Here is a 13,017-nt window from a genome sequence, read left to right on the forward strand (position 1 = left end):
CTATTATATTGGTCATTAGCTAGTATGTCCTACCTTTTTTGGTGTATCTTTTAGATATAAATCCTGCAAAGAATTGTATGGCAGATTAAAACTCTGGAAAGCATATGTACCAACAGTTAGATCGAATAGACAGAAACATTTTAGTAGAACTTCAGAAAGATGGGAGACTTTCAAACGTCGAATTAGCGAGGCGGATAGGTCTTAGCGCAACCCCTTGTTTAGAGCGTGTAAAAAAGCTTGAAAGAGAAGGCTATATAAAGGGATATAAGGCGGTGGTTGATCCAACTAAGTTAGGACAGGGTCTTTTGGTATATGTAGAAGTAACAGTAAATAAAAATAGCCCAGATGTCTTTGATAAGTTTAACCAGGCCGTCAGGCAACATGATGAAATAATCGAATGTCACTTAGTGTCAGGTAATTTTGATTTTTTACTTAAAACACGTGTAACAGATATGTCAGAGTATCGTGGAGTCTTGGGTGATATACTACTGCAATTACCAAATATAAGTGAAAGTCGAACTTATGTTGTTATGGAAGAGGTAAAAGGTGAGCTCGGAGAAGTAATAAAACCCTGTGAAGCTTAGTTATTTCTTGGTATTGTTACACTAATTATAAAAGCGCGCTTAAGCGCTTATTCAGATAAAAAAGATTTTAATATCCAAAAGTTTAGATTTACCAAAAAAGCATCAACAGCACTCAATAAAAAATCTAAACCAAGGCAAACTAGGGGTAAACGCACTTTATGCGTCTCAATGGAATTCAAAGGCTACTAGAAACCGGCCTTATAGTCAGCACATTTACGGCATTATTTACTTTATGTGCCTTGATAAGCTTTGACCCATCAGATCCTGCATGGTCTCAAACAGGTGAGTATCTTGAAGTTAAAAATATCACAGGCACTGCTGGAGCGTGGGTTGCGGATATTTTATTAGTTAGTTTTGGTTGGATGGCGTTTTTAGTGCCTGCAGCCATTCAATTAGCTGGGTATTTGCTATTCAAGAAACCACATAAGCTTTTCCATCTAGATTATGTCACTCTAGCTTTAAGGCTGATTGGGTTAGTTTTGTTTGTGTCTTCAGCTAGTGCCATAAGTAGTATAAATTTTGATGATATCTTTCATGTATCATCAGGCGGTTTTATTGGTGATGTTGTTCGTGATGCAATGATCCCTGCATTCAAATTTACGGGCACTTCAATTATTTTACTATGCTTCTTTTTTGCTGGTTTAACCTTAATGACTGGGGTCTCGTGGGTTGAGTTTGTTGACTATATCGGTGAAAAGGTCATTCAAGCTTGTCGTTTATTATTCAATAAGTTCCAAGACTTTCAAACAAATAAGCAAGTCCAGCCTGTCGATAGACAAGAAACTGAAGTTCAGTCAGATGAAATGGCAACTCTTGAAGATGTGTCAGATAAAACCGAAGTCATCCATGCTGAAACTGAACTTAATTCTCAACAATCGCTAGAGCAAAAACCAATTGCAAAATTAAAAGACAGACTATTTACAAAGAAAACTGAGTCAGAAATAAATCAAGGCACGCAAACTACAGCAATAAAAAGTGAACCTAGCATTGAGAGTTTTAGTCCGGATAAGACTCGAGTTGATGTATTCGATGAATTAGATGACATTCTAGAGCAAGAAATCAACTTTTCAGCCATTGACGATGACGACTTTGATGCCTCTAGCGCCTTACAAGGGCTTGACGATGCACCTGTAGTAGCGCAAGAAACGAGAGTTCAGTCTCCAGCAAGACCACTAAAACCAAAAGTTGAACAAGACAAACCTGTTTTTGTGCCAGAGCCAACAGCGAAAGAAAAGTTTGAAGAGTTACTTAATGCTGAGCCACCAAAAGATCCACTTCCTTCACTCGATTTATTAGATAGGCCTGATAAACAGAAAAATCCTATATCAAAAGAAGAATTGGATGCCGTTTCTCGTCTTGTAGAAGTGAAGCTACTGGATTTTAATATTCAAGCGAGTGTAGTAGGGGTGTACCCAGGTCCCGTTGTCACGCGATTTGAGCTCGATTTAGCACCGGGTATTAAAGTTGCGAAAATCACCGGTCTAGCAAAAGATTTAGCGCGTTCATTATCTGCTGTCAGTGTTCGTGTTGTAGAAGTGATCCCAGGTAAAACCTACGTTGGTCTTGAATTACCAAATAAACATAGAGAAATTGTACGCCTATCTGAGGTGATTAACGCGCCTAAATTTGAACAAAATCCATCACCATTGACCATGGTTTTAGGTAAAGACATCGCAGGTCAACCTGTGGTTGCAGATTTAGGCAAAATGCCGCACTTATTAGTTGCGGGTACAACGGGTTCAGGTAAATCTGTTGGCGTAAATGTCATGATTTTGAGCTTGCTTTACAAGTCGCCGCCAGAAGATGTGCGTATGATCATGATAGACCCTAAAATGCTTGAACTGTCTGTCTATGAAGGTATTCCGCACTTACTATGTGAGGTTGTCACAGACATGAAAGAAGCATCAAATGCACTGCGTTGGTGTGTTGGCGAAATGGAACGACGTTACAAGCTCATGTCAGCACTTGGTGTCCGTAACTTAAAAGGTTACAACCAAAAAGTGCTTGCGGCCAAAGAAGCGGGTCAACCAATATTAGATCCTCTATTTAAAGATACCGATGGTATGGCAAATGAGCCTGAAGAGCTTGATAAACTGCCAAGTATCGTCGTTGTCATTGACGAGTTTGCCGACATGATGATGATTGTGGGTAAAAAAGTTGAAGAGTTGATTGCGCGTATAGCACAAAAAGCACGTGCTGCAGGTATTCACTTAGTGCTTGCAACACAAAGACCGTCTGTTGATGTTATTACAGGTCTTATCAAAGCGAATATTCCAACTCGCATGGCTTTCCAAGTATCAAGTAAAATCGACTCTCGTACCATTTTAGATCAGCAAGGTGCAGAAAACTTACTTGGCATGGGTGACATGCTGTATTTACCGCCGGGCACCAGTGTACCAGTTCGTGTTCATGGCGCCTTTGTTGATGACCACGAAGTGCATGCTGTTGTGAATGACTGGAAAGCACGAGGTAAGCCGAATTACATTGAAGAAATCTTATGTGGTGATGCCACTGAAGATATTTTATTACCGGGTGAAACACCTGAAGGTGGCGACGACGAATCTGATCCACTTTATGATGAAGCCGTTAGCTTTGTTATTGAATCTGGCAAGGTGTCTGTTTCGAGTGTGCAACGTAAGCTTCGTGTCGGTTATAACCGAGCTGCTCGTTTAGTTGAACAAATGGAAGCGTCAGGTGTCGTAAGTTCACCAGGGCACAATGGTGCTCGAGAAGTATTAGTCCCTAAAGGGGGAGTAAATTAAATGATGAAAAAAACACTATTCTCAAGTTTAATCGGTTTGTCTTCGCTGTTTTTGTCACAAGCCGTATTTGCAGATGCTGCAATTGAACTTAAAGCTAAACTCTCTGAAATGACGACGTTTAAAGCAAGTTTTACTCAAAAAGTAACGGATGAGCAAGGTGAAGTATTACAAACTGGCTCGGGTAACTTAGCGTTAGCACAGCCTTTAAAAATTCATTGGCAACAACAAGAGCCTGACTCAACCATGTTAGTTTCTGATGGCCATCGTGCTTATTATTACGATGAATTTGCAGAGCAAGTGACCATTATGGCCAGTCTTAATCTGATCGAAACAACGCCTTTTGTTTTATTAACTACAAATGCAAAAACACAATGGGAAAAGTATCAGGTTTCTAAGACTAAAGATAATTACAAAATTATCCCTAAATCGACAACAGACTCGCAAGTAGAGTCGTTAGAATTACAGTTTAATACTGATAAACAACTTTCAAAAATATTGGTGGTGGATTTATCAGGTCAATTAACTGAGTTTAAATTTTCTGATATTAAATTGAACGGTTCTTTAGACAGTAACCTGTTTAATTTTACCATTCCTGAACATGTTGTTATTGACGACCAAACACAAAGTGAATAGGTTTTGTGAGTAATTTAGGATTTGAATTTGGCAATGATGTAAAGCCGTTGGCCGCTAGAATGCGGCCAACACAGTTAGCAGACTATATCGGCCAATCACACATATTAGCCGCTGATAAACCCTTATACAAAGCCATACTGTCTGGCAGAGCGCATAGCCTAATCGTTTGGGGGCCGCCCGGTGTTGGCAAAACCACCATCGCTGAAATAATTGCTAACCATGCAAATGCGCGCATTCAGCATTTATCTGCTGTGACTTCAGGTGTAAAAGAAATTCGCGAAGCGGTTTTAGAAGCAAAACAAAATCTCAGTATGGGACAAAGAACTTTATTATTCGTTGACGAAGTTCATAGATTTAATAAGTCTCAGCAAGATGCTTTTTTACCTCACATTGAAGATGGTACTTTTATTTTCATTGGTGCCACCACTGAAAACCCAAGTTTTGCTCTGAATAACGCGATTTTATCGCGGGCACGTGTTTATACATTAAAGGCTTTAACCGATGAAGAGCTTGTTCAGGTATTAAAACGCGCTATTACTAAAGATGAGACACTTTTAAAGCTTCAAATCACGGTGTCTGATGCGCAACTTATGCAAATCTCGCAGGTAAGTAGTGGTGATGCTAGAAAAGCCTTGAATTTACTTGAGCAAGCTGTTGAGCTATCTGATCAACATGGCCAAGTGGTTATTACATCTGATGTACTAAGTCAGCTATTACCTTCTCATTTTGCAAAATATGATAAAGGCGGAGACTTATTCTACGACCTGATCTCAGCGTTTCATAAATCAGTTAGGGGGAGCGATCCCGATGCTGCGCTTTATTGGTATTGTAGAATTCTAGCCGGTGGTGGCGACCCACTCTATGTTGCAAGACGCCTTTTAGCCATCGCCACCGAAGATATTGGGAATGCTGATCCAAGAGCAATGCAAGTAGCATTAAATGCGTGGGATATTTTCCAACGTGTAGGGCCAAGTGAAGGCGAGCGAGCCATTGCACAGGCTACTATCTATTTAGCAAGTGCAGCAAAAAGTAATGCTGTTTACATGGCGTTTAACCAAGCAAAGCAAGATGCTTCGACCGACCCAGATTATCAAGTACCTTTTCATTTACGTAACGCACCAACGAAACTCATGAAAGAGCTAGGTTATGGTGATGAATATCGTTATGCCCATAATGAAGAAGGGGCATTTGCCGCAGGTGAAAATTACTTTCCTGAAGAAATCAAAGACAGGCAATATTATGTACCCTCTGAACGTGGCTTAGAAAAGCAAATAAAAGATAAGCTTGAATATCTAAAGTCATTAAATCACATGAGTATGAACAAAAGATATTCAAATGATTAAAATGTACCTCTCAATCGCACTTGGTGGCGCACTTGGTGCGTGTTTAAGGTTTTTTATTAGTGATACAATGCTCAAACTGCTGGGTAGGGGATTCCCATTTGGCACTTTGACCGTTAATATAATCGGTTCATTATTATTGGGAGTTGTATTTGGCTTACTTGAAAAACAAGTACTCGCGGTAAGCCCTTATAAGTCACTTATTGTGATTGGTTTCTTAGGTGCATTAACAACTTTCTCTACATTCTCGATGGACTCTTTGTTGCTACTTCAACAAGGGCAAATTGTGAAGATGATTCTCAATATCACCTTAAATGTGGTGTTATGTATTTTTATGGCTTGGTTAGGTCTTAACTTAGTCATGCAAAAAGGTTAAAAGCAAAATGTTAGATTCAAAATATTTACGTCAGGATATTGCTGAAGCAGCAGCTCGACTAGCTAAACGTGGCTTTGAGCTTGATGTTGACGCGATTAATGCTTTAGAAGAGCAACGCAAAGCGCTTCAAACAAAAACACAAGAATTACAAAGCGAAAGAAACAGCCGCTCCAAAGCAATTGGTCAAGCAAAAGCAAAAGGTGAAGATATTCAGCCTCTACTAGACGCTGTTGCTAACTTAGGCGACCAACTTACAGCGGCTAAGAACGAACAAGATGAGATTTTGGCTAAGCTAAATAATATCGCTTTAACTTTACCTAACTTACCAGCAGAAGATGTGCCTGCTGGCAGTGATGAAAGTGAAAATGTTGAAATCATCAAATGGGGTGAACCTAAGCAATACGATTTCGAAGTTAAAGATCACGTAGATTTAGGCGAAGCGCTTGATAAAGGTTTAGACTTTGAAACGGGTGTAAAACTAACTGGTTCTCGCTTCACTGTAATGCGTGGTGGTGTTGCGCGTATGCACCGTGCACTAGTTCAATTCATGCTTGATACACACGCTGATAAGCATGGCTACACAGAAATGTACGTGCCTTACCTTGTAAACAAAGACAGCTTACTAGGTACAGGCCAGTTACCTAAGTTCGCAGGTGATTTATTCCACACTAAAGGTTTAATCAACGACGATGGCGAAGAGCAAGAAGGTTTCAGCTTAATTCCAACGGCTGAAGTACCGCTTACAAACTGCGCACGTGATGAAATCTTTGATGAAAAAGAACTACCAATCAAAATGACAGCGCACACGCCTTGTTTCAGAAGTGAAGCGGGTAGTTACGGCCGTGATACACGTGGTTTAATTCGTCAACATCAGTTTGATAAAGTAGAACTTGTTCAACTTGTAAAACCAGAAGATTCAATGGCAGCGCTTGAAGAGCTTACTGGCCACGCTGAATATATTTTACAAGCATTAGAGCTACCGTACAGAAAAGTCGTGTTATGTACTGGTGATATGGGCTTTGGTGCAACAAAAACATATGATCTAGAAGTATGGTTACCTGCACAAGACACGTACCGTGAGATTTCATCTTGCTCAAATATGTGGGATTTCCAAGCACGACGTATGCAAGCACGTTTCCGTCGTCAAGGAGAGAAGAAGCCTGAACTACTTCATACATTAAATGGTTCTGGTTTAGCTGTTGGTCGTACTTTAGTAGCAATTTTAGAAAACTACCAACAAGCAGATGGTTCAATCGTGGTACCAGAAGTATTACGTCAATACATGGGCGGTTTAGAAGTTATTAATTAAGACTTCTTTCAATTACTGTTTATACGATCAAGGTCGCTTTATAGCGGCCTTTTTTGTGCCTGTAAGATCTTAAAAAATAGGCACTTTATTTAAGCAAATAATGACTCTGAAATGACAATGTGAATTTTAATTAATTTTAGATGCACAATGCATATATTTCGATATATTAAATTTAAATTTCATAAATTATTCATTGTTTATTTAAATTATTCTTTTTTTTCTTGGGTTAATTTTAATTATGTAAATTATATTGCAGCTATATGAAGAATATGTTTTATTAGGTTCCAAGGGTTGGCCAATCCTGCTTTTATGAAGCGTTAAAGTCATTTCTTTAACTGTCTTCGTGTTCTCGTATTTACAAAATTAGACTTTATAAAACATGCATCATTTTAATTTGAGCGTAAAGGCTAGTAACATTTGAATTTTACGTTTTTATTAACTATTCATTAAATGTTGCAATGTTTTGCAGTGTTAATAAACAAAAGGTGAGGATTTACCTATGAAGAGACAAAAGCGTGATCGATTAGAAAGAGCACATTCCCAAGGATATAAAGCAGGTTTAGCAGGACGCTCAAAAGAACTTTGTCCATATCAACAATTAGAATCTAGATCAGAATGGTTAGGCGGATGGCGAGAAGCCATTGATGACCGCAATATGTTTAAAACTTAATATATAGAGAATTTAATACAACAAAGCCCTCAATTGAGGGCTTTGTTGTTAGAGCAAAGTACTTATAACTTTAATTAAAAAGCACTTGTATCTTGGAAAAGACCTACTTTAAGATCTTTTGCTTCGTAGATAACGCGACCATCTACTTCAACTGTACCGTCAGCCATACCCATAAATAATTTACGCTTAATTACACGCTTCATATCTACGCGGTAAGTCACTTTTTTAGCCGTTGGTAAGATTTGACCTGTGAATTTAACTTCACCCACACCTAATGCACGACCAAGACCTGGGCCACCAGACCAACCTAAGAAAAAGCCAACGATTTGCCACATTGCGTCTAGACCAAGACAGCCTGGCATTACAGGGTCGCCTTTAAAGTGACAATCGAAGAACCAAAGGTTAGGGTCAATGTCTAATTCTGCAATAATTTGACCTTTGCCAAATTCACCACCGTTATCGTTGATCTCAATGATGCGATCCATCATTAGCATGTTGTCACTTGGTAAACGGCAGTTGCCTTCACCAAACATCTCACCACGACCACATAGGATCAATTCTTCTTTTGTGTAGCTGTTCTTTGGTTCCATAGTCATAATACTTTTTCTTCAAAATAAAATTCAGGCTACTTTAGCTTACAGATGTACGCCAAACAACTCTGAACAGTTGATTATTGTTAATAATTTGAACATTTAAACATTTTTATATGACAACTTGCATTAACTTGGGCGATTTTTAGAATACATTTCTTTATAATGATTCTTGTTAACTTAGTTCATTTTGGATCGACATGATTTTATTCGTAGACGCTTTAACTGTTATTGATTTTTCTTACTTTTGTAATAAAAGAGGGCCGGTAGGTGAAAGTTGGATTGCTGACTTGACCCTTCATGGAGACTTAAACAATGAGTCTATGGTCTTAGATTTTGCATTGGTAAAAAAACAGATTAAACGCATTATCGATGACACAATTGATCATAAGCTTGCAATACCTAAGCGTTTAAATGGCACATGTAGTATTGAAAACGAACAAGTGAAGATTGATGCACAATTCGGTGAGGAGCATCACATTGCAATGTATGCTCCCGAACAAGCTGTTTGCCTAATTGACGCTGAAACAGTGAATGAACAATCAGTGATTGAGTTCTTGAAGCAGCAAATCATGCCTAAGATGCCTGAAAACGTTAAAGACATCGATATTGAACTTCGCCCAGAGCAGACGTCTAGTTTTTATTACCACTATAGCCATGGCTTGAAAAAGCATGATGGTAACTGCCAGCGTATTGTTCACGGCCACCGCTCGTTGATTGGTATTAGTCTGGACAACATCGTAATGCCTCGTTTGCAAAAAGAATGGTCACGTAAATGGGAAGATATTTACCTTGGATCTGAAGAAGACTTAATTAATAACTCAGAGCTAAAACATATTAAAGCTTTAGATTCTGACTACGCGTTTTCATACACATCTACGCAAGGCTATTTCGAATTAGCAATCAGTAAAGCGCGTTGTGATCTTTTACCTTGTGATACAACAGTAGAGTGTATTGCTGATTACTTAGCAACAGAAATTAAAAAAACACATCCTGACAATGCCGTAAAAGTAAAAGCATTTGAGGGCGTAGGCAAAGGAGCCATTGCATATGCTTAAAGCCGCATTGTTCGCTTTAGTTGGTTTGACTGCCAGTGTTAGTGCAATGGCACTGGAACTTAAAGGCAGTCTAACGCAAGGCGGTATGATCATTGGTAAGTTAGACAAGCCTAACTCGGTTTATTTTAATGGCAAAGCACTAAAAATAACCAAAGAGGGAGAGTTTGTGTTCGGCTTCGGTCGAGATGCAGATACAAAACACACGCTAACTTGGGTTGACCAAGCAGGTAAGCAGCATACCCAAGACATTGTGATCACTAAACGTGAATATAAAATCGATCGCATCACGGGTGTTGAAAAGAAATACGTCTCACCACCAGATTCAGTGCTTGCTCGTATTAAAGATGATGCAAAACGTGTCCGAGCTGCAAGAGCAGGAGAATCTGATTTTACTTATTTTAAAGACACCGTTTTACGTCCTGCAAAAGGCCGTATTTCGGGTGTGTATGGCAGTCAGCGCTTCTTTAATGGCAAACCTAGAAATCCACATTTTGGCTTAGACATTGCCAATAAAACGGGCACGCCCGTTTGGGCACCACTTGCGGGTAAAGTTGTTATGGCAGATCCTGAACTATATTATAGTGGCGGAACGGTGATCATCGACCATGGTCATGGGATCACTTCAACCTATATCCACCTTAATAAAATACACGTAAACGTGGGCGATAAGGTAAAAGTCGGTGATCATTTCGCTGATATTGGTGCCACAGGCCGTGTAACTGGACCTCATTTAGACTGGCGTTTCAATTGGTTCAATGAACGTTTAGATCCCGCTTTATTAATGACAGATAAACTAGCAAATACTAAGTAGTAACTTAAATGAATGATATTGAAAAACAAGCCTTGATTGAGCAACGTATTAAAGAGTCTGTTACGTCTGTAACTAAGACTGTTTTTCCTGGACGCACGAATCACCATAATACTTTATTTGGTGGTGATGCACTGGCTTGGATGGATGAAGTCGCTTTTATTGCAGCAACACGTTTTTGCCGAAAGCCTTTGGTTACTATTTCTTCGGACAGAGTGGATTTCAAAGAAGCTATACCAGCGGGGACGTTTGCTGAATTAGTCGCAACTGTGTCTCATGTTGGTAATACGAGCTTAAAAGTGGATGTTAATATCTTCCTAGAACGCATGCACAAAGATGATAAACACTTAGCTATTTCAGGTAGTTTTACCTTTGTTGCTGTTGATGATAACCACAGACCAACACCTGTTGTTTGTGAAAATATGCTTAAAGGTTTTAAGTAGCATTTATGCAATGAGGGCTTTGTAGCCCTCATATCTCATCTGTAATTTCTTCGATAATATTGAATAACTGTTCTTCTTCCATATCTAGATGATCTATCACGTCATCCATGATGTTTTGCCATTCACCATTTACTTCGCTTGGTTTGTCTATTAAAAAAGCACAGTGTCTTGAGAGTTTTAGAATACACAGTAAATCTAAACCGACTTTATCCAATTCTTCTGATTGGAATAAACCATCAGTGTCATGTTGGTAGTAAATAATGTTAATCATGACTTTTGGTAAGCGCCATTGCTGCGCAAGTAAGGCACCTATGGTCGCGTGATTTGTCTGGTATTTATCAAACTGCAATTTAGCTGCGTCATCCCAATTGTTTTCATCTGCATAAGACATCACTTCTACAAAATCGTCAAAATGTTGATTCAGAATTGCCACACCTACACTGTGAAAAAGCGCAAGCATATAAGCGTGATTAGACAGTGCAGGTTTGTCGAGTTTCATTGCAACTATACTTGCAATATGCGCTATGTTAGTTTGCTTATCCCAAAATTGAGCCATGGTTTGATCTGTGCCAACGGCGGCTTTAACTGCAACGGCTTTAACTAAGGGGATTAACCGCTTTAAGCCTAAGATCATGATGGCTTGATCAATCGACTCTATTTCTTTTGCACGCCTAAAAGCACTTGAATTAACAACTTGAAGTATTGCAGCACAGATCCCAACATCATCTTGTAGAATTTCAGATACACGAGAAATATTTGGCTCAGGCTTTTTCGTTTCTTCAGAAAACTTTATGAGTGCTTCAGGCCTTGGTGGAATTGAAACGCTTCGTAGAATGGCCTTTTCTTCATTGGTTAATGATATTGGCATACCATAACTCCAATTTAATTAACTATTTAAATCATAGTTTATGGTTTAGAAAAGTGTTATTGAATTGACGGGGAGGAGTGGAATATGAATTGCGCAGTTAACTACGCAATTCATATTTAACTTATTTACATTGCTTCGTATTCTTCTTGCCAGAAGAACTTTTCTTCACCGAACGCAGGAACTAGACCATCAAGCCAAGTTGCTTCTTCGTCGTATTTTGCAAAGAATGGGCGCTGAACCCACTCAGGGTTACGCGCTTGAATAAAGCGAAGTACAAATACTTTTTCACCGGCGATTTCAGTCACACCCGATACTTCAACTTTACCAGGACCTGCACTCATTGAAGGGCCTCGTACTGTTCTACTTACACCTGAAACTTGTTTGTAAGCATCACGGAAAATTTCCCAAGTTTTGTAAAGTGGTAATTCGAAGTAGCGTTTTGCACCTGTATCACGCTCAATGAACATATAGTAAGGGATCATGCCCATTTGAGTTTGTTCTTTCCACATCTCAGCCCACATATCAGAATCAACGTTTAAGTTATTCAATAATGGAGCCTGTGTACGGATCTGCGCGCCAGTTTTACGAATAAGCTTGATTGCTTCTCGACTAATATCTGTACGCAATTCTTGTTTGTGGTTAACGTGCGCCATAATTGAAACATGCTTGCCAGCATCTACAAGTTCTTTTAATAACGCTAATAGGTCTTGCGCATCAGGATCAGTAACATAACGGAATGGCCAAAATGTTAAAGACTTAGTACCTATACGAATGGTCTTAATGTGATCGAAACGTGGTTCTTTTAGTGCTTCTAGGTACTTACGTAACTTAACTGTACGCATTACCATAGGATCGCCACCAGTCATTAAAAGATCTGTGACTTCTTTGTGTTCAGCAAGGTAATTATGAAGCAATTCTTCATCGTTATTGTTAAAGCGCGTTGCTTTGCCCACGAATTGCGCCCAACGGAAACAGAAAGTACAGTAAGAGTGGCAATATTGACCTTGAGCAGGGAAGAACAGCACTGTTTCTTTATATTTGTGTTGGATACCTTCAACTTGCTCACCTTCAAAGGTTGGAACATTTTTATCCATTTGCCCTGCAGGATGCGGGTTCAATTTTTGACGAAGTTGTGTTGCTAATTCAAAAACTTCTTCTGGAGTATGTTCGCGCTTTAATAACGCTGCCATTTGCTCATACGACTCATCATCAAGCATGCCACGTTGTGGGAAAGTTAATTGGAATACGGGATCATTTGGTACTTTATCCCAATCAATTAGCTCTTCGATGACATAATTATTAACTCGAAAAGGAAAAACATTGGCGACAACGCGCATCTCAAAGCGTAAATGCTCAGGAAGTTGATGAAGCTGTTCAATCTTATCTATCTGACGATGTTGATAAACATTGAATTTAGGTGGTACATAAGCTTCTGCTGGCTGCAATTGGACGGTTTGCTGCATATGTTAGTTTACTCTACTACTAATTAGATAAAGCGCAGTAGTCTAACAAATTAATAGCCATGTTTCAGCGTTATTTGTATCAGCTCGAACAAATAACGCTAATTTATTTGATT

Annotated in this window: 13 protein-coding genes; 10 read left to right on the top strand and 3 right to left on the bottom strand. The window is 39.1% G+C overall.

The window, feature by feature from the left end:
* Positions 1–104 precede the first annotated feature (104 nt).
* The 7 genes from lrp to rmf all read left to right on the top strand — a co-directional run bounded on the left by lrp (position 105) and on the right by rmf (position 7,674).
* On the top strand, positions 105–584 hold the full coding sequence (gene lrp, locus PP2015_RS07840) for a leucine-responsive transcriptional regulator Lrp (RefSeq protein ID WP_058029739.1): 480 nt from the start codon (positions 105–107) through the stop codon (positions 582–584).
* A gap of 158 nt (positions 585–742) precedes the next feature.
* Positions 743–3,346: a DNA translocase FtsK gene (locus tag PP2015_RS07845; protein ID WP_058029740.1), complete on the top strand. Its 2,604-nt coding sequence runs from the start codon at positions 743–745 to the stop codon at positions 3,344–3,346.
* Positions 3,347–3,979 carry an outer membrane lipoprotein periplasmic chaperone LolA gene (gene lolA / locus PP2015_RS07850; protein WP_058029741.1) on the top strand — a complete coding sequence of 211 codons (633 nt, stop codon included), beginning with the start codon at positions 3,347–3,349 and terminating at the stop codon, positions 3,977–3,979.
* 5 nt (positions 3,980–3,984) lie between these two features.
* Complete coding sequence (locus PP2015_RS07855) at positions 3,985–5,322, top strand: replication-associated recombination protein A (RefSeq protein WP_058029742.1); 1,338 nt, start codon at positions 3,985–3,987, stop codon at positions 5,320–5,322.
* Positions 5,315–5,695, top strand: a complete 381-nt coding sequence (gene crcB, locus PP2015_RS07860; RefSeq protein ID WP_058029743.1) for a fluoride efflux transporter CrcB — start codon at positions 5,315–5,317, stop codon at positions 5,693–5,695. Before PP2015_RS07855 ends, crcB begins: the two co-directional genes overlap by 8 nt.
* Positions 5,696–5,702: 7 nt before the next feature.
* The gene (gene serS / locus PP2015_RS07865) at positions 5,703–7,004 is read left to right on the top strand and encodes a serine--tRNA ligase (RefSeq protein ID WP_058029744.1); all 1,302 of its coding nucleotides are present in this window, start codon (positions 5,703–5,705) and stop codon (positions 7,002–7,004) included.
* A 499-nt stretch (positions 7,005–7,503) separates the two neighbouring features.
* On the top strand, positions 7,504–7,674 hold the full coding sequence (gene rmf / locus PP2015_RS07870; protein WP_058029745.1) for a ribosome modulation factor: 171 nt from the start codon (positions 7,504–7,506) through the stop codon (positions 7,672–7,674).
* Positions 7,675–7,748: 74 nt separating this feature from the next.
* On the opposite strand, the gene fabA is transcribed toward rmf, so the two are convergent.
* On the bottom strand, positions 7,749–8,264 hold the full coding sequence (fabA, locus tag PP2015_RS07875; protein ID WP_058029746.1) for a 3-hydroxyacyl-[acyl-carrier-protein] dehydratase FabA: 516 nt from the start codon (positions 8,262–8,264) through the stop codon (positions 7,749–7,751).
* Between the two features lie 200 nt (positions 8,265–8,464).
* Between fabA and PP2015_RS07880 the strand changes: the two genes are divergently transcribed.
* Genes PP2015_RS07880 through PP2015_RS07890 form a run of 3 tightly spaced genes read left to right on the top strand, consistent with a single transcriptional unit; the run spans position 8,465 to position 10,573 of the window.
* Positions 8,465–9,322, top strand: coding sequence for a 6-carboxytetrahydropterin synthase (locus tag PP2015_RS07880; RefSeq protein WP_058029747.1), 858 nt, complete (start codon positions 8,465–8,467; stop codon positions 9,320–9,322).
* Complete coding sequence (locus tag PP2015_RS07885) at positions 9,315–10,133, top strand: M23 family metallopeptidase (RefSeq protein ID WP_058029748.1); 819 nt, start codon at positions 9,315–9,317, stop codon at positions 10,131–10,133. Before PP2015_RS07880 ends, PP2015_RS07885 begins: the two co-directional genes overlap by 8 nt.
* An 8-nt stretch (positions 10,134–10,141) precedes the next feature.
* A complete protein-coding gene (locus PP2015_RS07890; RefSeq protein ID WP_058029749.1) occupies positions 10,142–10,573 on the top strand; it encodes an acyl-CoA thioesterase in 432 nt (143 codons plus the stop codon).
* A 28-nt stretch (positions 10,574–10,601) separates the two neighbouring features.
* On the opposite strand, the gene PP2015_RS07895 is transcribed toward PP2015_RS07890, so the two are convergent.
* Positions 10,602–11,441, bottom strand: coding sequence for an HDOD domain-containing protein (locus tag PP2015_RS07895; RefSeq protein ID WP_058029750.1), 840 nt, complete (start codon positions 11,439–11,441; stop codon positions 10,602–10,604).
* A gap of 125 nt (positions 11,442–11,566) precedes the next feature.
* Positions 11,567–12,904: a KamA family radical SAM protein gene (locus tag PP2015_RS07900; RefSeq protein ID WP_058029751.1), complete on the bottom strand. Its 1,338-nt coding sequence runs from the start codon at positions 12,902–12,904 to the stop codon at positions 11,567–11,569.
* Between the last annotated feature and the right edge of the window lie 113 nt (positions 12,905–13,017).

The sequence above is a fragment of the Pseudoalteromonas phenolica genome, assembly GCF_001444405.1.
Taxonomy (GTDB): domain Bacteria; phylum Pseudomonadota; class Gammaproteobacteria; order Enterobacterales; family Alteromonadaceae; genus Pseudoalteromonas; species Pseudoalteromonas phenolica.